The sequence below is a fragment of the Falsiroseomonas algicola genome (assembly GCF_011040385.1).
GTDB classification, from domain to species: Bacteria; Pseudomonadota; Alphaproteobacteria; order Acetobacterales; family Acetobacteraceae; genus Falsiroseomonas; species Falsiroseomonas algicola.
This window is the reverse complement of the sequence record NZ_JAAIKB010000009.1, coordinates 47895-66332: the sequence shown is the minus strand read 5'-3', so window position 1 is coordinate 66332 and position 18438 is coordinate 47895. Positions and strand designations below refer to the sequence as shown.

Annotated in this window: 24 protein-coding genes; 14 read left to right on the top strand and 10 right to left on the bottom strand. The window is 70.3% G+C overall.

Features of this window, described 5'->3' with window-relative positions:
• Positions 1-109 precede the first annotated feature (109 nt).
• Positions 110-997, bottom strand: coding sequence for a prephenate/arogenate dehydrogenase family protein (locus G3576_RS20560; RefSeq protein WP_164696319.1), 888 nt, complete (start codon positions 995-997; stop codon positions 110-112).
• Positions 990-2075, bottom strand: coding sequence for a histidinol-phosphate transaminase (hisC, locus tag G3576_RS20555; protein ID WP_164696318.1), 1086 nt, complete (start codon positions 2073-2075; stop codon positions 990-992). Before hisC ends, G3576_RS20560 begins: the two co-directional genes overlap by 8 nt.
• 145 nt (positions 2076-2220) lie before the next feature.
• On the opposite strand from hisC, the gene metX reads away from it, so the two are divergent.
• Complete coding sequence (metX, locus tag G3576_RS20550) at positions 2221-3375, top strand: homoserine O-acetyltransferase MetX (protein ID WP_328729423.1); 1155 nt, start codon at positions 2221-2223, stop codon at positions 3373-3375.
• A 47-nt stretch (positions 3376-3422) separates the two neighbouring features.
• Here metX and G3576_RS20545 read toward each other — a convergent pair whose 3' ends face one another.
• Positions 3423-4082, bottom strand: a complete 660-nt coding sequence (locus G3576_RS20545) for a GntR family transcriptional regulator (RefSeq protein WP_164696317.1) — start codon at positions 4080-4082, stop codon at positions 3423-3425.
• Positions 4079-4825 (bottom strand): GntR family transcriptional regulator, encoded by a 747-nt coding sequence (locus G3576_RS20540; protein ID WP_328729422.1) that lies wholly within the window; start codon positions 4823-4825, stop codon positions 4079-4081. Before G3576_RS20540 ends, G3576_RS20545 begins: the two co-directional genes overlap by 4 nt.
• A 178-nt stretch (positions 4826-5003) precedes the next feature.
• Between G3576_RS20540 and dctP the strand changes: the two genes are divergently transcribed.
• The 7 genes from dctP (at position 5004) to metW (ending at position 10998) form a co-directional block, all read left to right on the top strand.
• Entirely contained in the window at positions 5004-5993 is a 990-nt protein-coding gene (gene dctP / locus G3576_RS20535; protein ID WP_164696315.1) for a TRAP transporter substrate-binding protein DctP, read from the top strand.
• Between the two features lie 7 nt (positions 5994-6000).
• On the top strand, positions 6001-6474 hold the full coding sequence (locus G3576_RS20530; RefSeq protein ID WP_164696314.1) for a TRAP transporter small permease: 474 nt from the start codon (positions 6001-6003) through the stop codon (positions 6472-6474).
• A gap of 17 nt (positions 6475-6491) precedes the next feature.
• A complete protein-coding gene (locus G3576_RS20525; RefSeq protein WP_207622942.1) occupies positions 6492-7772 on the top strand; it encodes a TRAP transporter large permease in 1281 nt (426 codons plus the stop codon).
• A 4-nt stretch (positions 7773-7776) separates the two neighbouring features.
• Entirely contained in the window at positions 7777-8220 is a 444-nt protein-coding gene (locus G3576_RS20520; RefSeq protein WP_164696312.1) for a type II 3-dehydroquinate dehydratase, read from the top strand.
• A 75-nt stretch (positions 8221-8295) separates the two neighbouring features.
• Complete coding sequence (locus G3576_RS20515; RefSeq protein WP_164696311.1) at positions 8296-9324, top strand: ABC transporter substrate-binding protein; 1029 nt, start codon at positions 8296-8298, stop codon at positions 9322-9324.
• An 11-nt stretch (positions 9325-9335) separates the two neighbouring features.
• Complete coding sequence (locus tag G3576_RS20510) at positions 9336-10289, top strand: isopenicillin N synthase family dioxygenase (RefSeq protein ID WP_164696310.1); 954 nt, start codon at positions 9336-9338, stop codon at positions 10287-10289.
• A gap of 109 nt (positions 10290-10398) precedes the next feature.
• Entirely contained in the window at positions 10399-10998 is a 600-nt protein-coding gene (gene metW / locus G3576_RS20505; protein ID WP_164696454.1) for a methionine biosynthesis protein MetW, read from the top strand.
• Between the two features lie 18 nt (positions 10999-11016).
• Here the strand turns inward: metW and G3576_RS20500 are convergent, their stop codons facing one another.
• Entirely contained in the window at positions 11017-11202 is a 186-nt protein-coding gene (locus tag G3576_RS20500; protein ID WP_164696309.1) for a hypothetical protein, read from the bottom strand.
• A 473-nt stretch (positions 11203-11675) separates the two neighbouring features.
• On the opposite strand from G3576_RS20500, the gene phbB reads away from it, so the two are divergent.
• From phbB to G3576_RS20485, 3 genes are read left to right on the top strand one after another with little or no spacing between them, the layout of a single operon-like run.
• Positions 11676-12398 carry an acetoacetyl-CoA reductase gene (gene phbB / locus G3576_RS20495; RefSeq protein WP_164696308.1) on the top strand — a complete coding sequence of 241 codons (723 nt, stop codon included), beginning with the start codon at positions 11676-11678 and terminating at the stop codon, positions 12396-12398.
• Positions 12399-12449: 51 nt separating this feature from the next.
• Positions 12450-13085, top strand: coding sequence for a YciI family protein (locus tag G3576_RS20490; RefSeq protein WP_164696307.1), 636 nt, complete (start codon positions 12450-12452; stop codon positions 13083-13085).
• Positions 13078-13464 (top strand): carboxymuconolactone decarboxylase family protein, encoded by a 387-nt coding sequence (locus G3576_RS20485; RefSeq protein WP_164696306.1) that lies wholly within the window; start codon positions 13078-13080, stop codon positions 13462-13464. The genes G3576_RS20490 and G3576_RS20485 overlap by 8 nt, the downstream gene beginning before the upstream one ends.
• Positions 13465-13469: 5 nt before the next feature.
• On the opposite strand, the gene G3576_RS20480 is transcribed toward G3576_RS20485, so the two are convergent.
• Positions 13470-13643 (bottom strand): hypothetical protein, encoded by a 174-nt coding sequence (locus tag G3576_RS20480; protein ID WP_164696305.1) that lies wholly within the window; start codon positions 13641-13643, stop codon positions 13470-13472.
• A 66-nt stretch (positions 13644-13709) separates the two neighbouring features.
• Here G3576_RS20480 and yddG point away from each other — a divergent pair, with 66 nt between their 5' ends.
• Positions 13710-14555, top strand: coding sequence for an aromatic amino acid exporter YddG (gene yddG / locus G3576_RS20475; RefSeq protein WP_164696304.1), 846 nt, complete (start codon positions 13710-13712; stop codon positions 14553-14555).
• A 15-nt stretch (positions 14556-14570) separates the two neighbouring features.
• Here the strand turns inward: yddG and G3576_RS20470 are convergent, their stop codons facing one another.
• The 4 genes from G3576_RS20470 to gloB form a co-directional block, all read right to left on the bottom strand.
• Positions 14571-14774, bottom strand: a complete 204-nt coding sequence (locus tag G3576_RS20470; RefSeq protein ID WP_164696303.1) for a hypothetical protein — start codon at positions 14772-14774, stop codon at positions 14571-14573.
• 150 nt (positions 14775-14924) lie between these two features.
• Complete coding sequence (locus G3576_RS20465) at positions 14925-15533, bottom strand: class I SAM-dependent methyltransferase (protein ID WP_164696302.1); 609 nt, start codon at positions 15531-15533, stop codon at positions 14925-14927.
• Positions 15534-15536: 3 nt separating this feature from the next.
• Complete coding sequence (locus tag G3576_RS20460; RefSeq protein WP_164696301.1) at positions 15537-16133, bottom strand: glutathione S-transferase N-terminal domain-containing protein; 597 nt, start codon at positions 16131-16133, stop codon at positions 15537-15539.
• A 10-nt stretch (positions 16134-16143) separates the two neighbouring features.
• Positions 16144-16878, bottom strand: coding sequence for a hydroxyacylglutathione hydrolase (gloB, locus tag G3576_RS20455; RefSeq protein WP_164696300.1), 735 nt, complete (start codon positions 16876-16878; stop codon positions 16144-16146).
• Between the two features lie 65 nt (positions 16879-16943).
• Between gloB and G3576_RS20450 the strand changes: the two genes are divergently transcribed.
• The gene (locus G3576_RS20450) at positions 16944-17690 is read left to right on the top strand and encodes a class I SAM-dependent methyltransferase (RefSeq protein ID WP_164696299.1); all 747 of its coding nucleotides are present in this window, start codon (positions 16944-16946) and stop codon (positions 17688-17690) included.
• Positions 17691-17807: 117 nt separating this feature from the next.
• The gene (locus G3576_RS20445) at positions 17808-18431 is read left to right on the top strand and encodes a hypothetical protein (protein ID WP_207622941.1); all 624 of its coding nucleotides are present in this window, start codon (positions 17808-17810) and stop codon (positions 18429-18431) included.
• The last annotated feature ends 7 nt before the right edge of the window (positions 18432-18438 follow it).

The following is an 18438-nucleotide window of genomic DNA, read 5'->3' as shown; positions in this document are numbered from 1 at the left end:
TCCGCGACCGGACGGCACCCGCGACATCGGCACCCCGAAAAACGGTGCTAAACGCACCTAAACCGCATAATCGGGCTAAAGGGGTTAGTGGCTAAAAAGCCACACACCCTCACGCCTGCTTCCGCTCGATCAAGCCCTGCCGGATCTTCCGGCCGCGCCGGATCCGGTCCTCGATGAACTCCGCCTGGCCCCAACGCACCGCCCGGCCCAGCGCGTGCGAATCCTCCGTGAAGCGCGCCAGCATCTCCAGCAGCGCCTCCCGGTTGTTGAGGAAGACGTCGCGCCACATGGTCGGATCGCTGGCGGCGATGCGGGTGAAGTCCCGGAAGCCGGAGGCAGCGAATTTCAGCACCGCCTCCTTCGTCTCCTCCGCCAGGTCGTCGGCGGTGGAGACGATGGTGAAGGCCAGCAGATGCGGCAGGTGGCTGACGATGGCGACCACCTTGTCATGGGTGGCGGGGTCCAGCGTCTCGATCATGGAACCGCAGCGCCGCCACAGCTCCCGCACCTTCTCGACGGCCTCGGGATCCGTGCCGGCGACGGGGGTGATGATGGTGTAGCGGCCCTGGAACAGCTCGGGGAAACCCGCATCGGGGCCGGAATACTCGGTGCCCGCCATCGGATGCGCCGGCACCAGGTGGCAGCCCGCCGGCATCAGCGGGCCGAGGTCGCGCAACACGCTCATCTTGGTGCTGCCGACATCGGTGACGATCGCGCCGGGCTTCAGGTGGGGGGCCACCTGCGCCATCACCTCGGCATAGGCGCCGACGGGCACGCAGAAGATGACGCAGTCGGCGCCCTGCACGGCCTTGGCCGCGTCTGGCTCCACCACGTCGGCGATGCTGAGTTCGCGCACTCGCGCCAGGGTCGCCGGCGTCTTGGCATGCGCCACGACGGTCCGCGCCAGGTCGCCCCGCACCCGCGCGACCCGCGCGATGGAGGAGCCGATCAGCCCGATGCCCAGCAGGCAGAGGCGATCGAAGAGAGGCTCAGCCATTCCGGGAGAAATCGGTGAGGGCGTCGATGACCATCTGGCATTCCTCGGCCGCGCCGATGGTGACACGCAGGCACTGGGGCAGCCCGTAGCCGCCCATGGCGCGCACGATCAGCCCGCGGGCGCGCAGATGCGCATCCGCCGCCTTGGCCCGCGTGCCGTCGCCGAAATCGACGAGAAGAAAGTTGCCCTCGCTCGGCCAGACCTTGAAGCCGGCGGCTTCCATCGCGGCCGCCACCTTGCCACGCCATTCCGTGTTGTGGGCGATGGACTTCTCGATCCAGCCGGGCTCCGCCAGCGCCGCGATGCCGGCCGCCATGGCGGCGGCGTTCACGTTGAAGGGCCCGCGCACGCGGCCGAGGATGTCCACGATCGGCGCGGGCGCATAGGCCCAGCCGAGCCGCATGCCGCCGAGGCCGAAGATCTTGCTGAAGGTCCGCGTCATCACCGTGTTCGGCGTGGCGTCCACCAGCTTCTGGCCGGGGTCGTAATCCGGCCGCGTGACGTATTCGGCGTAGGCACTGTCCAGCACCAGCAGCACGTCCTGGCGGAGTTCACGGCGCAGCCGCTCCACCTCGCTCTGCGGCAGGATGCTGCCGGTCGGGTTGTTGGGGTTGGCGAGGAACATGAGGCGCGTGCGCGGCCCGACCGCGGCGAGCAGCCCATCCACATCGGCCGTGAGGTTCTTCTCCGGCACCTTGATGACCTGGCAGCCCGCCCAGCGGCCGGTGATCTCGTACATCATGAAGCCATGGGCGGACATGACGAGTTCGGTGCCCTCGCCCCCATACGCCAGGATGAGCATGGCCAGCAGCTCGTCCGACCCGTTGCCGCAGACGATCCGGGCGGGGTCGAGCCCGAAGCGCGCGCCGATCGCCTCCCGCAGCGCGGTGGCGCCGCCATCGGGGTAGCGATGCGCCTCCCGCGCATTGGCGGCGATCGCCTCGATGGCGGAGGGCGGGGGGCCGAAGGCGCCTTCGTTGGAGGAGAGCTTGATGATGCGGTTGACACCCGGGACCTTGGACTCGCCGCCGACATAGGGCTCGACCGAGAGGATGGACGGGCGCGGCATGACGGTCATGGCAGGGGTCCCTGGACGAAGGCGGGAAAGGGGCGTGATCCATAGACGCGCCGGCCCGCCCCGCCAAGGACCGCCGCTTGCACGCGACGGTTGCCGGAAGCGGCCGCCCCGCCTATTCCTGCGGCGGAAACGCCCCGAGACCGATGTGACCGAGGCCCTGGCCCCCCTCCCCCAGCTGGATCATCAGCGCGCCGTCTTCGCCGATGGCCTCGCGCTGGACAGCGGCGCCGTCATCAAGCCGCTTTCCGTGGCCTATCGGACCTATGGCAAGCTCAACGCGCTGCGGACCAATGCGGTGCTGATCTGCCACGCCCTGACGGGCGACCAGTATGTGGCGGAAACCCAGCCGCTGACGGGCAAGGGCGGGTGGTGGGACACGCTGGTCGGCCCCGGCAAGCCGGTGGACACGAACCGCTTCTTCGTCATCTGCGCCAATGTGCTGGGCGGCTGCATGGGCTCCTCCGGCCCGGCCGAGGAGATGACCGACGCCGAGGGCCAGCCCATGGGCCGGCCCTGGGGGATCGATTTCCCGTCCATCACCATCCGCGACATGGTCCGCGCCCAGAAGCGCCTGGTCGATCACCTCGGCATCGATCGCCTGCTGGCGGTCGTCGGCGGGTCCATGGGCGGCATGCAGGTGCTGGAATGGGCCGCGACCTATCCGGACATGGTGGTGGCCGCCGCCCCCATCGCCACCGCCTCCTACCACTCCGCCCAGAACATCGCCTTCCATGAGGTCGGCCGCGCCGCCATCCATGGCGACCCCGACTGGAAGGGCGGCCGCTACTGGGAGGATGGGCGCATCCCGGCCAAGGGGCTCTCCGTCGCCCGCATGGTCGCCCACATCACCTATCTGTCGGAGGCGGCGCTGGGGCGGAAATTCGGCCGCCGGCTGCGCGGTGCCTCGGCACTGACCTTTCTCGAGGATGTGTTCGAGGTGGAGAGCTACCTCCGCCACCAGGGCAGCACCTTCGTCCGCCGCTTCGACGCCAACAGCTACCTCACCATCACCCGCGCCATGGATTATTTCGACCTGGCGTCGGAGCATGGCGGGGAGGTCGCGAATGCCTTCCGCGGCACGCGCACCCGCTTCCTGGTGGCATCCTTCAGCAGCGACTGGCTGTTCCCGACCGAGGAGAGCCGCGCCCTGGTCCGCGCGCTGAATGCCGCCGCGGCCAATGTCTCCTTCGTCGAGATCGCGACCGACAAGGGCCACGACGCCTTCCTGCTCGACGAACCCGTCTTCCATCGCGCGCTGGGCGGCTTCCTCAAGGGCGCCGCGGAGCGCGTCGGCGTGTAGCCGGCCCGCGCGACGCAGCGCCGCGGCCTTCGCGATCCCTCAACGGGTCAAAGCGCGCCGCTGGCCAGCGCGTGGTCCACCCCGGCCAGGATGTGCAGGTTGAGCACCGATCGCGCCGCGGCCGGATCGCGGCGCAGCGCGGCGTCGCGCAGCGCCGCATGCTCCTCCGCCGCGATCACGCCGCGGAAGCCCAGGGCCAGGTTCTGGTAGCGCTGGTAGCGGTCGAAGGTCGCGGCATGCGTCGCCATCAGGGTGCGTGACCCGCAGGCGGAGATCAGCGTCTGGTGGAACTGCGCGTCGAAGTGGCGCCACGCCTCCAGCGCCTCGTTGTCGCCCGCCAGCAGCCTCTCCTCCATCTGGCCCAGCTTGTGATGCGCCGCGACGACGCGGGCCTCCCACTCCACGTCGCCGGCGCGGAAGGATTGGTCCAGCGCATGGCCCTCGAGCAGAAGGCGAAGCCCGGCCAGCTCCCGCAATTCGGTCGCCGAGAAGGGGGCGACCTCGAAGCCGCGCTGCCCCTCGGCGATGACGAAGCGTTCCGCGACGAGGCGGGAAAGGGTCTCGCGCAGCGTGCCCACGCCGGCGTCATAGGCGTCGCGCAGCGCGTCGAGCTTCAGCTTCCGCCCGGGCTCCAGCCTGCCGCGCAGGATGTCGGACCGGATCAGCCGATAGGCCCGCTCCCCCGCCGTTTCCGCCGGGTCCCTCACCGGGCGCCGCCCTGGCGCCTGGCCGGCGGCGTGGCCGGGACGCTGCGCGCTTCGAAGGCGATCGGCGCGAGGGCGCGGCTGCGCAGCACCTGGTCCACGCAGCCCGCGATATGCGCTTCCAGCACCTCTCCGGCACGGGCGGCGTCGCGCGCCAGGGCGCAGCCGAGCAGCGCCGCATGCTGGTCGGCGGCGACGGCGCCGCGGAACACGACGGCGACCATCTGGTAGCGGAGGTAGCGGTCATAGGCGGCGGCGTAGGTTTCCAGCAGCACGCCCGATCCGCAGGCCTCGATCAGCGCGTGGTGGAATTCGCGGTCGTAGCGCTTCCAGAGCGCGGTATCCGCCGCCTCCCCCGCCAGCAGCTTCCTCTCCAGCGCCGCCAGCTTGTGATGCGCACCGACCACGCGCCCTTCCCAGTCGAGATCGCCCGCGGCGAAGGACAGGCGGATGGCATGGCGTTCGAGCAGCAGCCGCAGATCGGCGATCTCGCGGAAATCCTCGGCGGAGACGGGGGCCACGGTGAAGCCCCGCTGGCCTTCGGCGACGACAAGCCCTTCGGTCGCCAGCCGGTTCAGCGCCTCCCTCAGCGTGCCGACGCCGGCATCGTAGATGGAACGCAGGCCATCGAGGCCGAGCTTGCGCCCCGGCGCCAGGCGCCCCAGCAGCACGTCGGCGCGCAGGCGCCGATAGGCGGCCTCGCCTCCGTCCTCCCGCGCTTCCTTCGCCTCGTCGCTGCGGATCACCGCGCCGCTCCCTGGCTGACGGCCGCAGTATCGGCCGGTGGGCAGGCAACGACAATATCGGATATCCGGGCAAACATAGGATGAATTAGAAAATCCCGCTTGATCACCGCAATCGCGGCTACTAGCGTTCCGCCATGCCGTGACGCGGCCAAGGACGGTCCAGGGAAGGGAACACCTCATGTCATTGCTCACCGGGCGTCGCCCGCTGCTCGGCATTGCCGCCGCGCTTGCCACCGCCCCGATCCTGAAGGCGGAAGCGCAGGCCCGCCGGCGCATCCGCTTCACCGCCGTCTTCTCCGACCAGGACATCCGCGCCGATGCCATGCGGGGCTTCCAGCGCGACCTGGCCGGCGAATTCGACGTGGAGCTGCACCACAACGCGACGCTGTTCCGCCAGGGGACGGAGCTTGTCGCCATCCAGCGCAACAATGTGGAGATGGCGAACCTCGCGCCGCAGGATTTCTCCCGCCAGATCCCGGCCTGGTCGGTCCTGGCCTCGGCCTATCTGTTCCGCGACGTGGACCACATGAACAAGGTCTTCGCCGGCCCGATCGGCGACGACTTCAAGAAGATGGTCCGCGACCAGCTCAACGTGCAGATCCTGGGCCCGCTCTATTTCGGCACGCGGCACGTGAACCTGAAGCCGCGCACCCGCATCACGACGCCGGCCGACATGCGCGGGATCAAGCTGCGCATGCCGCCGGGCGAGACCTGGCAGTTCCTGGGGGAGGCGCTGGGCGCCAACCCGACGCCGGTCGCCTTCGCGGAACTCTACACCGCGCTGCAATCCGGCACGGTGGACGGGCAGGACAACCCGCTGCCGTCGAGCCGCACCATGCGCTTCAACGAGGTGACGACGCAGTTCGTACTGACCAGCCACCTGGTCGCCTATGACCTGCTGTCGATCTCCTCGCGCCTGTGGGACCAGCTGACGCCGGCGCAGCGCAGCGCGGTGCAGGCCGCCGCCGACAAGGCCATTGCCGAGAGCACGCGGCGCCACCTGGCGGAGGAGCAGGCCGCGGCCGAGTTCTTCCGTACCCAGGGGCTGGAGGTCTATGCACCGAACGTGGACGCCTTCCGGGCGGAGGCGCAGCGGCGCTACCTCGCTTCCAGCCAGTCCCAGGCCTGGCCCGCGGGAATCCTCGACCGCATCAACGCCGTCCGCTGACGCGGCGATGATCTTCTGGCTCGGCCGCCGCGCGGAGGATGTGCTCTCCGCGCTGCTGGCGGCGATGTTCGTCGCCTTCATCCTCCAGATCGTGACGCGCTACGTGATGAACGCGCCGCTGAGCTGGACGGCCGAGTTCTCCACCCTCTGCTGGCTCTGGGGCATCCTCTGGGGCGCCGGGCTGGTGCTGCGGGATGAGGAGGAGATCCGCTTCGACGTGCTGTATGGCGCCATGTCGCCCGGCGTGAAGCGCGTGGCGGATACCATCACGGGCAGCGCGGTGGTGGCTATCTTCACCTGGTCGCTGCCCGCGATGGCTGACTACGTCACCTTCATGAAGGTGGAGAAGACCGCCTATCTCGGCTTGCGCTTCGACTACGTCTATTCGGTCTACCTGGTCTTCGCGGTGGCGCAGATCGTCCGCCATGCGCTGATCGTCTGGCGGTCCGTCACCGGCCGCGGCCTGGCGCGGGGGGCGTGACGATGCTCTCCCCCCTCATGCTCATGCTCATCACGCTGCTCGGCCTTTCCTGCCTCGGCCTGCCGATCGGCGTCGCGATGATCTCCGCCGCCATCGTCTATCTCGGCGCCTCCGGGCAGGACATGTCGATCGCGGCGGAGCAGGTGCTGAACGGCCTCAACGGCAGCTACGTGCTGCTGGCCGTGCCGCTCTTCATCTTCTCGGCCGGGCTGATGAATGCGGGCAGCCTGACGGACCGGCTGCTGCGCTTCTGCGACCTGCTGGTGGGGCGCTTCCGCGGCGGCCTCGGCCACGTCAACATCGTGCAGAGCGTGATCTTCGCCGGCATGTCGGGCTCCGCCGTCGCCGATGCCGCGGGCAGCGGCAAGGTGCAGATCGACATGATGACGAAGGGCGGCGTCTATCCGCCGAGCTACGCCGCCGCCATCACCGCCGTCACCGCCGTGATCGGGCCGATCATCCCGCCTTCCATCCCGATGGTGCTCTATGCGCTCGTGGCCGATGCCTCCATCGGCTACCTGTTCCTGGGCGGCGTGATCCCGGGCCTGCTGATGGCGCTGGCGCAGATGGGCATCAACAGCTGGATGGCCCATCGCAACAACTGGCCGATCGCGGAGAAGGTGCCTCTGCGCGAAGTGCCGCGGCTGACGGCGGAAGCCCTGCCCGCGCTGCTGATGCCGGTCATCCTGCTGGGCGGCATCTATGGCGGCGTGATGACGCCGACGGAGGCCGCGGCCGTCGCCGCCGCCTATGCCTGGCTGATCGCCGCCGTCTTCTACCGCAGCCTGACGCTGCGCCAGACCTGGAACGCCATCGTGGCCAGCGCGCGATCGACCGCCGCGATCGGCATGCTGATCGCGGGCGCGCTGGCGCTGAACTACGTCATCACCAGCGAGAACGTGCCGAATACGGTGCGCGCCATCCTGGCGGGATGGGATCTGTCGCAATGGCAGTTCCTGCTGCTGGTGAACATCATCCTGCTGGTGCTGGGCTGCCTGATGGAAGGCAGCACCATCCTGCTGATCGTGGTGCCCGTGCTGGTGCCCGCCGCCCAGGCGCTGGGCGTGGACATGGTGCATTTCGGCGTCATGGTCGTCGTCAACATCATGCTGGGCCTGGTGACGCCGCCCTACGGGCTGCTGCTGTTCATCGTGGCCAAGCTGTCGAACCAGCCGCTGATGGCGGTGGTGCGGGACACCATGCCCTTCCTGCTGGCCATGGTCGCCGCCCTGCTGGTCATCACCTACGTCCCCGAACTCGTGCTCTGGCTGCCGCGCCAGCTCGGCTATCAAGGGTGAGAGAATGCCCCGCACCATCCATGTCTTGAACGGCCCCAACCTCGATCGCCTCGGCAAGCGGGAGCCCGAGATCTACGGTCGTACGACGCTGGCGGAGATCGAGGCGCTGTGCCGTGCGGAAGCCGGCAACGATGCCCTGGTGTTCCGCCAGACCAATTGGGAAGGCCAGCTGATCGAATGGATCCATGAGGCGATCGACACGGACGCCGCGGGTCTCGTGATCAACCCGGCCGGGCTCAGCTTCCGCTCCATTCCCCTGGTCGATGCGCTGCGCATGTTCCCGCGCCCGATCGTGGAGCTGCACATCTCCAACATCCATCGCCGCGATGCGCTGCACCAGCATTCGCTCGTCTCCACCCTGGCCACGGCGGTGATCGCGGGGCTCGGCGCGCCCGGCTATGCGGTTGCCGTCCGCGCGCTGCGGGACATGCTGGATCGGCCGGCCTGACCACCGGCCGGCGGCCGCCGCGGTCCTGGCAAGCTTCTTGCGTGGCCCTGGGCACCCAGCCCGGAGGCTCCGCCCATGCCGATCGCCCGCCGCACCCTCGGTCTTGCCGCCGCCAGCCTGCTCGCCGCCCCCGCGCTCCGCGCCCAGGGGCTGCCCCGCGTCAAATACCAGGTGGACTGGGCCTTCCAGGGGCCCAACGCCTTCATGCTCTATGGGCGGGAGAAGGGCTTCTTCCGCGATGCCGGGATCGACATCCAGATCGACCGCGGCTTCGGGTCGGGCCGCGTGCCCATCGATGTGGCGGGCGGCGCCTATGAAATCGCCCAGGCCGACATCAACCCGGTCATCAAGTTCATCGCGGAGAACCCGAATGCCGGCCTGGTCGTGGTCGGCGTCTTCGGCGACCGCAGCCTGCTCTGCGCCACGGTGCGGGAGGATGGGCCGATCCGCGCGCCGAAAGATTTCGAGGGCCGGACCCTGGCGGCGCCGGACAGCGATGCGGGCCGGCAGATCTTCCCGGCCTTCGCCCGCGCCGCCGGCTTCGACGCCAGCAAGGTCAACTGGCTGACGGTGCGGCCGGAACTGCGGGAGCCCATGCTGGTGCAGCGCCGCGCAGATGGCATCACCGGCGCCGCGACCAGCACGGGCATGTCGCTGAAGGCGCTGGGGATGGATTGGCCGCAGCAGCGCATCCTCTGGTACCGGGATTTTGGCCTGCCGCTCTATGGCACCTGCTGGCTGACCACGCGCGACTATGCAAGGCGCAACCCGGAACTGGTCCGCGCCGTCGTCGCCGGCGGTATCCGGTCCCTGCGGGAAGCCCATCGCGACCCCGCGGGCTGCATCGCGGCCCTGAAGGCGGCGGAGCCGCTGACCGATGTCGCGATCGAGGCGGAGCGCCAGCAGGTCTCGCTGCGGGAGCAGATCGTCTCCGACCACGTCATCGCCAACGGCCTGTCCTCCGTGGTGCCGGCCCGCTTCCAGCTGGGGCTGGCGGCAGTGGAGGAAGCCTATGGCATGGCGCCGAAGCTGAAGCCGGAGGATGTCTATACCGACGCCTTCCTGCCGCCCGCCGCCGATCGGCGCCTGGTGGTGACGAGCTGAGGCGCGATCCCATGAACGACGCGATCCCGACCCTCGATTTCGAGCCCTTCCTGCACGGCACGGCCGCCGACCGCGCCCATGCGGCCAAGGCCATCGGCGGCGCCTTCGAACGCTACGGCTTCATCCAGCTGGTCGGCCATGGCGTGCCGCAGGAGGCGCTGCAGGGCGCCTTCGCGGCGGCCGAGGCCTTCTTCGACCGGCCGGAGGACTGGAAGCGCCAGGTGCAGGACCGCCGCAACAACCGCGGCTACATACCGATGTTCGACACCGCCCTGCCCGGCCAGAAGCCCGGTGGGCATGAGGCCTTCAGCATCGGGCACCTGACGCGGCCGGAGGATCCCGACCTCCGCGCCCTGCCCTTCCATGCGGAGACGCCCTGGCCCGACATGCCCGGCTTCCGGGAACGGGTGGAGGCCTGCTACCGCGCCATGTACGACTGTGGGCAGCAGATCCTCTCCGCCGTCGCGCTGCACCTTGGCGTCGCCGAGGATTTCTTCGCCGAGGCCGCGCGGCAGAGCTACTCCAACATGCGCGTCATCCACTACCCGCCGGCGGAAGCCATCGCGGACCGCACCGATATCGGGGTGCGCGCCCATGCGGATGAGGGTCTGATCACCCTGCTGGTGCAGGACATGAATGGCGGCCTCGCGGTGCAGGGCCCCTCCGGCGACTGGCTGCCGGTGGTGCCGAACCGGGAAGCGATGGTGGTGAACGCCGGCAAGCTGCTGCGCCGCTGGACCAATGGGCGGTACCAGGCGGCGATGCACATGGTGGTCAACCGGTCGGGGCGGGAACGCTATTCCATCCCGCTCTTCGTCCACCCCTCCTACCACACCCGCATCGACCCGATGACGCTGGTGGGGGAGGCGCCGGCCGCCGAGGAGTTCGCGCCGATCGTGGCCGGGGAGCAGGTGTACCGGAACTTCATGGCCCGCCGCCTGTCCTGGCAGGAAGCGACGTCCTGATCCCGCTGCTGGACGCCACCCCGGCGGAAAGCTAGATCGCCCGGGACGCCTGCAACGGATGGGAATGCCCGTGCCCGACGCCGCCGAGGTGCGCTTCGTCGCCAAGAACATGCGCCTCGATCTCCGCCTGATCGCGGAGATGATCCAGCCCGGCGCGCGCGTGCTCGACATCGGCTGCGGCGACGGCGCGCTGATCGAACACCTGACGCGCCTGAAGGGCGCCGATGCGCGGGGCATCGAGATCGACATGGCGGAGGCGACCGAAGCGGTCGCCGCGGGGCTGCCCGTGATCCATGGCGATGCCGATGCCGACCTCGCCTTCTATCCCGATGGCGCCTTCGACTATGTGGTGCTGTCGCGCACGCTGCAGGCGGTGGAGCGGCCGCGGGAGGTGCTGCGCCAGATGCTGCGCATCGGCGCCCGCGCCATCGTCTCCTTCCCCAATTTCGGCCACTGGCAGATGCGGGTGAAGCTGCTGCTGGGCGGCCGCATGCCGGATACGGAGGTGTGGAGCCGGCCCTGGTACGAGACGCCGAACATCCACCCCTGCACGATCCGCGACTTCTTCGCGCTCTGCGCGATGGAAGGCTATGTGGTGGAGAAGTGGCTGGCGGTGGACGACAAGGGCCTCAGCACGCCCTGGAAGCGGTCCCCCTGGCTCGCCAACCTGTTCGGCGAACAGGCGCTGTTCCTGCTGCGGCGGGGGTGACACCCGCCGCACGGAGGATCAGTGCAGGCTGACGCCCGCCGGCGCGCCCTGCGCGGGCAGCAGGGAGGCCGCCATGGCGGCGTGCCGCGCCGCGGCCTCCGCGCCAAGGCGGCGGCATTCGGCCTCGACATAGGCCAGCATCAGCATGATGGCGGCCTGGTCGGTCTTCTCGCCATCCGAGGAGGCGGGCAGCTGGGTCTGCATGATGTTGGTCCTGGGGGTAGGGCCCAAGCGCGGCCGGTGCTAAGCGTATTGCATACCGATCACGTATCCGTGAAGACAAAATCGCATGCGTCGGTTTTCCACCATCGGTTGCGTCGTCCGGCATCAGCACAGCCGAACCCCGCAGACGATCCTGCCGATGGCGTGGCAACCGGTTAGGATGGCAAAAAAATCCCCGGCGGTTGTCCGCCGGGGCTGAGTTCAGGGAGGAAACGTCCAGGAACGTCCGTGCGGCGCAAAGGGGCGCCTCGGGACATGGCGGAGAGTAGGGCACGCCATGCGCCCTTGCCTTGATGTGAATCAAAACGCCGTGTTCTTCGCCCTTGATGCGTGTTTGCTCTCCTGCCCCGGGCGCGCGAGGATGGGTTGGTGTTGCCAGGCCAACCGGCCCGGCGGCATGCAGGGAAGCGAGGGGCGCGCAAGGCGCGTCGCGACAACAGGGTGGGAGAGCCGGCATGGCACGGGTTGCATTGGTGACGGGTGGTCAGCGTGGCATCGGCGCCGCGATCAGCGAGGCGCTGCAGGCGGCGGGCCGCAAGGTCGTTGCCTCCTACGCCGGCAACGACGCCGCGGCGCAGGCGTTCACGGAGCGCACCGGCATCCCCTGCTACAAGTTCGACGTGGGTGACTTCGATGCCTGCGTCGCCGCCGTGCAGAAGATCGAGGCCGAGGTCGGGCCCGTCGAGGTGCTGGTGAACAACGCCGGCATCACGCGCGACGCCATGATGCGCAAGCTGACGCGCCAGATGTGGGACGACGTCATCGATACCAACCTCGGCAGCTGCTACAACATGTGCAAGGCGGTGTGGGATGGGATGACGAGCCGGAAGTTCGGCCGCATCGTCAATATCGGCTCCGTCAACGGCCAGGCCGGGCAGCTCGGCCAGGTGAACTACGCCGCCGCCAAGTCGGGCATCCACGGCTTCACCAAGGCGCTGGCCCAGGAAGGCGCGCGCAACCAGGTCACGGTGAACGCCGTGGCGCCGGGCTATGTGGACACGGAGATGGTGCGCGCCGTGCCGGCCGACGTGCTGGAGAAGATCATCGCCCGCATCCCGCGCGGGCGCCTCGGCACCGCGCAGGACATCGCGCGCGGCGTCGCCTTCCTGACGGCGGATGAGGCCGACTTCATCACCGGCTCCACGCTGTCCATCAATGGCGGCCAGCACATGTACTGAGACCGGCCGGGGGTGGCCGCCGCCATGGCCGCCCCCGCCCAGGAGACCGCCATGACCACCGCCATCATCGCCTTCGACGGCACGGACCCTGAAGCGCCGTCGCGCCGCGCGGCGGCGCGCGACGAGCACGTCGCCTTCAGCGCCGCGGAAGCCGCGGCCGGCCGCCTGCAGCTCGGCCTGCCCCTGCATGACGAGACGGGGCGAAGCCTCGGATCGTTGATGATGATCGCAGGCGATGCGGCGGCGCGCGACGCCTACCTCGCCGCCGAGCCTTTCGCGCGGCTTGGCGTCTGGCAGCGGATCGAAGCGCACCCCTTCCGCATCGCGCCGCTGCCCTACCAGGGCTGGCCGCAGGCCGCGCCGCATGGGCGGACCCATACGGTGACCATCGCCTGGGACGGGACGGATGACGGCGCGTTGCAGCGGCGCCTGGCGCATCGCCAGGGGCATTTCGACCGCGTCCGGCCGATGGCGGCAGACGGCACGCTGCTGTTCGGCGGCGCGCTGCTCTCGGCCGATGGGTCGACGATGCGCGGCTCCATCGCCGTGACGCGTCACCTGACGCATGAGGAGGCGCGCGCCTGGATGGCGCCCGACCCCTATGTGGCGGGCGATGTCTGGCGGGACATCACGCTGTTCGGCACCAGCTTCCGCGTCCTGCCCTACCAGGCGCTGCCGCATGCCTAGGCTGCTGTCCTACGAGGAAGCGGCGCCGGAGGCGCAGGCCGTCTTCGACGAGATCAAGGCCGCGCGCGGCGTCGATGACGTCAACAACTTCTGGAAGGCGCTCGCCATCGATCCGCCGCTGCTGCGAAGGACCTGGGACAGCCTGCGCGCCGTCATGGCGCCGGGCGCGCTGGATCCGGCGGTGAAGGAGATGCTCTACCTCGCCGTCTCCATGACCAGCGGCTGCGCCTATTGCACCGCCAGCCACACCGCCGCCGCCCGCGCCAAGGGCATGACGGAGGCGCAGTATGGCGAGCTTCTCGCCATCGTCGGCATGGCCGCGGAGACGAACCGGCTGGCGGAGGCGCTGCGCGTGCCGGTGGATCCACAATTCGACTGAGGCGGCTACTTCGTCTTCCGCCGTGGCCGCTTCGGCTTCGCATCGGGCACCGCCGCGCGCGCCACGGCCGCGATCCAGGCCTTCTGCCCCCGCCTCATCGCGTTGGCCGCATGGCCCATCCACCAGCCCGCGGCGCGGCTGGCGGCACTCATCATCATGCTGCGGGGGGTGCCCTTCATGGCGAGGGCAACGCGCTGGCGCCTCCCCCGGTTCGCGTGGCGGGGCGGGCGGCGTAGAAGGCGCACATGTCCACCGCCACCATCGCCGGCTGCGGCGCCCTCGCGCTCTGGGCCTTTCTCGCCCTTCTCTCCCGCCTCGCGGCGGGCATCCCGCCCTTGCAGATCACCGCCATGGGCTTCGCCGTCGGCGGCGTCGTGGGCCTCGCCGTCGTGGCGGCCACGGGGAGGCTTGGCGCGCTGCGGCAGAGGCCGCTTGCCTGGCTGCATGGCGTGGGCGGGCTGTTCGGCTACCACGCGCTCTACTTCATCGCCCTCGCCCTCGCCCCGGCGGTGGAGGCGAACCTCATCAACTATCTCTGGCCGCTGCTGATCGTGCTGCTCTCCGCACCGCTGCGCGGATTGCGGCTCGGCCCCGCGCGCCTCGCGGGCGTCGGCCTCGGCTTCGCCGGCTGCGCCATCCTGGTCGGCACCGGGGCAAGCTTCCCGGCGGAGGCGCTGCCGGGCTTCCTGGCCGCGCTGGGCTGCGCCGTCACCTGGGCCGTCTATTCGGTCACCGCGGGCACGAAGCCGCTCGCCGGCGTGCCGACGGAGGCGGTGGCGGGGTTCTGCCTAGCGACGGCGGCCTGCGCCCTTGTGGCGCACCTCGTGTTCGAGACCACGGTCCTGCCGGATGCGCGGCAGGCGCTCGCGCTGCTGCTGCTCGGCCTCGGCCCGGTGGGCGCGGCCTTCTTCCTCTGGGATGTCGGCATGAAGCGCGGCGATCCGCGCCTGCTCGGCACCCTGGCCTATGCCGTCCCCGTCGCCTCCACCCTCCTCCTCATCCTGGCGGGGGAAGGCACCATGTCGCTGCGCGTGGTGCTCGCCACCCTGATGGTCGCGGGCGGCGGCATGATCGCGGCGCGGGCGCGGTAGATCAGGCCCGGAAGATCAGGCCGCCAGCGCCGTTCCGCGCTTCGCCAGGCAGGCGCTGACCAGCGCGGCCAGCTGGCCGGCCGAGATCTCATCCATCCGCAACATCAGGCGTTCGCCAGCCTGCGTCACCAGGTCGATGCTGAAGCCCTCGGCCCCCATGCCGACCGCCACCGGTTCACAGAGCGCCCCGCCAACGCCCATCGCTTCCTGCTTCGCCACCGCAACCTCCTGTCCGTCGCCAGTCCCGCCCGGCTATTCCGGTGCGGCGCGGATCATCCGCGCAGACATCAATTGCCCGACCCTCCGCAACAAACCTGTTAACGGTCCGGCGGCGGCGACGCTTCACGACAAAGTCAGTTGCTGGCCGCGTCAGGATGGCTTCCGCAACAAGGCGCGCACCACCTCGGCCGGCCCCTGGTGGCGTGGGCCCTCATCGAGGCGAACGGTGCCTTCCAGCAGTTCCAGCACCTCCAGCGCGCCAAACAGATCCTCCACGATGGCGCGGGACCACAGCAGTTCCGGCATCTTCGGGCCGCCGCTGCGCCGCCCCTGCTGGGCCGGGGTGAAGCATTCCAGCGCGAGCAGCCCGCCCGGCGCCAGCGTGCGGACGACGCCCGCCGCCGCCGCGGCACGGTCCGCCGGCGGCAGGTGCAGGTAGATCCAGGCGACCAGGTCGAAGCTGGCCTCCGGGTAATCCCAGGCGCTGGCATCCGCCGTGACGCAGTCCATCGCCATGCCCCGCCGGGCCGCCAGCGCGGCCGCCTTGGCGGAGCCGACCGGCGACCAGTCGAGCGACGTCACCGCCAGCCCCTGCCCCGCCAGCCAGGCGCCGTTCCGCCCCTCCCCATCCCCCAGCGCCAGCGCCCGCATTCCCGGCCGCAGCCGGGGGGCGAGGCTTTCCAGGTAGAGGTTCGGCGCCTCCCCGAACTGGAAGTCGCCGCCGGCATAGCGTTCGTCCCAGGCGAGGCTGGTGCTCATCGCTCAGCCCGGCGCGGTGCGGGCCATGGCCGGGTGGGCGGAGACCTCCGCATACCAGGCGGCCAGCTTCGGATGCGCTTCCCGCCAGGGCTCATGCCCGAAGCGGAAGTCGAGGTAGCCGAGCGCGCAGGCGACGGCGACGGAGCCGACATCGCCGAGCCCCGCGGGCGGGCTCGCCTCCAGCACCGCCAGGCCGCGCTCCACCGCCGCCTTCTGGCGGGCGATGAAGGCGGCGCGGGCCTCGTCCTGGGGATGGGCGGACTGGCCGCGGCGCGCCACGGCGGCATCCATGATGCCATCCGCCAGCGCGTGGCGGATCTGCACCGTCAGCCGCGCCGGGCTGCCGGTGGGCGGGAACAGCGGCGCTGCCTCGCCCAGCGTGTCCAGGTATTCGCAGATCACCGGGCTGTCATAGACCGCACGCCCATCCTCCAGCACCAGGGCCGGGATCTTCGAGAGCGGGTTGTCCTGCAGCAGGTGGGCAGGGGAGACATGGGGGTCGGTCGCGACCGTCTCGATCTGCCCGTCGATGCCACGCAGGATGGCACAGGCCAGGACCTTGCGGACGAAGGGGCTGGCGGGGGCGTAGTGCAGTTTCACCGGCTGTTCCTCACCTGAAGTGGTTCTTGGCTTCCCGCCGGGCGGTGAACTCCGCCAGGTCGCGGGCGCGGAAGTAGGGATTGCCCGCCAGTTCCTGGGCGAGCGTGGTGGGCACGGTCGGGCGCCCCGCCGCGCGCAGCGCCGCGGCCGCTTCGGCCTCCGCCCGCAGGGCCTTGTTGTCGGGCTCGATGGTCAGGGCGAAGCGGGCATTGGTCTCGGTATATTCATGGCCGCAGCAGAAACGCGTGTTGGGCGGCAGTTTTGCGAGTCGCCTGAACGACTTGTAGAGCGCCTCCATGCCGCCGGCCTCCAGCGGCCGGCCGCAGCCCAGCGCGAAGACGATGTCGCCGCACAGCAGGAAATGGTCGGCGGCGAAGTGGAAGGCGATGTGGCCGGTGGTATGGCCGGGCAGGTGCATGACCGCGGCGCGGGCGGCGCCGAACACCACCTCGTCACCCTCGCCCACCGCCTCGTCCAGCTTCGGCAGGCGGTGCAGGTCCGGCTTGCCGCCGATGACGCGCGCCTGCGGGTAGCGGGCGCGCAACTCCTCCACCCCGTTGATGTGGTCGCCGTGATGGTGGGTCAGGAAGATGGCATCGAGCGTCCCGCCCGCCGCCTCCACCGCCGCGATGGCGGGCCCGGCCTCGCCGGGGTCGCAGATGCCGATGGCGCCCGTCGGGCCATCCTTGAGCAGCCAGAGGTAGTTGTCCTCGAGGCAGGGGACCGCCTCAACCTTGACCGACATGGCAATCCGGCTCCCGGTCCAATGCCCCCGTCCAAACCGGGGGCTTCTGCCCCTATATCCCCGGCATGACGACCGAGGTCCATGCCCTGGAGGCGTTCTACGCCTCCCCCGGCGGAGAAGCGGCGGCGCGGCTGGTCCGTGCGCGCCTGGCGGGGCTGTGGCCGGCGCTGTCGGGCATGACGGTGCTCGGCATCGGTCACGCCGCGCCCTATCTCGGCCTGTGGCAGGGGCAGGCGCGGGCCTGCATCGCATTGACCCCCGCGCATGCCCACCATCCCGTCGCCCCCTGGCCGCCCGTGATGCCCGGCCCCTGGCCGGGCGCCGCCCGCCCCTCCGCCGCTGTGGTGGCGGAGGAGGAGGCGCTTCCCTTCGCGGATGCCAGCATCGACCGCATCCTGCTCGTGCATGGGCTGGAGGCCGCCGAGAATGCGCGGCGCCTGCTGCGGGAAGCCTGGCGGGTGCTGCGCGACGACGGAAGGCTGATCATCGTGGTGCCGAACCGGCTCGGCCTCTGGGCGCAGCTGGAACGCACGCCCTTCGGCCATGGCCAGCCCTATTCCAGCGGCCAGTTGTCGCGGCTTCTCGCCCGGCACCTCTTCCGGGTGGAAACCCGGGATGCCGCGCTCTTCCTGCCGCCCTACGGGCTGCGGCTGCTGCGGGCTGCGGCGCCGGCGGTGGAACGCGCCGGCCGCACGGTCTGCCCGCGCCTCGCCGGCGTGGCGATCGTCGAGGCGGAGAAGGATCTGTTCTCCGGCATGCCGGCGGGCGCCGTCGCGCTGCGCCGCCGCGTGCTGGCGCCCGTGGCCGTGTAGGCCATCCCAGGACCTCACCACTTTCGACGCCCGGCAACGGGTTGTTCACTCCGCCATGTCATTCCTGCCGGACCGCGCCACCGTTGGTGAGGATCGGCGCGACGAGGATGACGCTGCATGTCCATGACGATCGACCCGGGCGCCACGACCTCGGAGGCCGCCATCCGCGCAGCCCTGCGGGCGGAACTCGACCCCGCACTCTCCGCCCTCCACAGCTTCGTGGACCGTCGGATCGCGGAGCTTTCGGCGGAGTTGCATGCCAGCGTGGAGATCGCCGACATGGGCGAGACGCGCATGACCAGCGAACTCGCCCGCATCCAGGAACAGATCGCCCAGCTGGTCGCGGTCCCCGCCGCCGCCACCCGCAACAGCGGGCTGGAGCTGGAAGCGGTGGTGCAGGCCACGGAGGCCGCGGCCAACACCATCATGGAAGCCGCCGAGGCGATCCAGGACTGGGTGGCGGGCGGTGGCCAGGACGCCAGCGCCGTCGCCGCCATCGCGGCCCGCGTGAATTCGATCTTCGAGGCCTGCAGCTTCCAGGACGTGACCGGCCAGCGCATCCGCCGCGCCATCCAGCACCTGCAGCAGGTCGAGACCATGCTGGATTCGATGATCCCCGACGGCACCGGGAAGGACCCGGCCAAGCCGACGCTGCAGATCGCCACCGCCATGCGCACCGTGGAGAAGCCGAGTGGCGGCGACCTCGGCCAGGACGACATCGACGCGCTGCTGAACATGTAGGGCGCGG

Excerpts from the sequence above, each read along its gene's own strand:
- phbB (WP_164696308.1), top strand. The coding sequence starts at position 11,676 with ATGGCACGGGTTGCATTGGTGACGGGTGGTCAGCGTGGCATCGGCGCC.
- G3576_RS20520 (WP_164696312.1), top strand. The coding sequence starts at position 7,777 with ATGCCCCGCACCATCCATGTCTTGAACGGCCCCAACCTCGATCGCCTC.
- G3576_RS20560 (WP_164696319.1), bottom strand. The coding sequence starts at position 997 with ATGGCTGAGCCTCTCTTCGATCGCCTCTGCCTGCTGGGCATCGGGCTG.
- G3576_RS20490 (WP_164696307.1), top strand. The coding sequence starts at position 12,450 with ATGACCACCGCCATCATCGCCTTCGACGGCACGGACCCTGAAGCGCCG.
- G3576_RS20480 (WP_164696305.1), bottom strand. The coding sequence starts at position 13,643 with ATGAAGGGCACCCCCCGCAGCATGATGATGAGTGCCGCCAGCCGCGCC.
- G3576_RS20485 (WP_164696306.1), top strand. The coding sequence starts at position 13,078 with ATGCCTAGGCTGCTGTCCTACGAGGAAGCGGCGCCGGAGGCGCAGGCC.
- G3576_RS20445 (WP_207622941.1), top strand. The coding sequence starts at position 17,808 with ATGTCCATGACGATCGACCCGGGCGCCACGACCTCGGAGGCCGCCATC.
- G3576_RS20450 (WP_164696299.1), top strand. The coding sequence starts at position 16,944 with ATGACGACCGAGGTCCATGCCCTGGAGGCGTTCTACGCCTCCCCCGGC.
- G3576_RS20500 (WP_164696309.1), bottom strand. The coding sequence starts at position 11,202 with ATGCAGACCCAGCTGCCCGCCTCCTCGGATGGCGAGAAGACCGACCAG.
- yddG (WP_164696304.1), top strand. The coding sequence starts at position 13,710 with ATGTCCACCGCCACCATCGCCGGCTGCGGCGCCCTCGCGCTCTGGGCC.
- G3576_RS20515 (WP_164696311.1), top strand. The coding sequence starts at position 8,296 with ATGCCGATCGCCCGCCGCACCCTCGGTCTTGCCGCCGCCAGCCTGCTC.
- hisC (WP_164696318.1), bottom strand. The coding sequence starts at position 2,075 with ATGACCGTCATGCCGCGCCCGTCCATCCTCTCGGTCGAGCCCTATGTC.
- metW (WP_164696454.1), top strand. The coding sequence starts at position 10,399 with ATGCGCCTCGATCTCCGCCTGATCGCGGAGATGATCCAGCCCGGCGCG.
- G3576_RS20525 (WP_207622942.1), top strand. The coding sequence starts at position 6,492 with ATGCTCATGCTCATCACGCTGCTCGGCCTTTCCTGCCTCGGCCTGCCG.
- G3576_RS20510 (WP_164696310.1), top strand. The coding sequence starts at position 9,336 with ATGAACGACGCGATCCCGACCCTCGATTTCGAGCCCTTCCTGCACGGC.
- G3576_RS20465 (WP_164696302.1), bottom strand. The coding sequence starts at position 15,533 with ATGAGCACCAGCCTCGCCTGGGACGAACGCTATGCCGGCGGCGACTTC.
- G3576_RS20530 (WP_164696314.1), top strand. The coding sequence starts at position 6,001 with ATGATCTTCTGGCTCGGCCGCCGCGCGGAGGATGTGCTCTCCGCGCTG.
- gloB (WP_164696300.1), bottom strand. The coding sequence starts at position 16,878 with ATGTCGGTCAAGGTTGAGGCGGTCCCCTGCCTCGAGGACAACTACCTC.
- dctP (WP_164696315.1), top strand. The coding sequence starts at position 5,004 with ATGTCATTGCTCACCGGGCGTCGCCCGCTGCTCGGCATTGCCGCCGCG.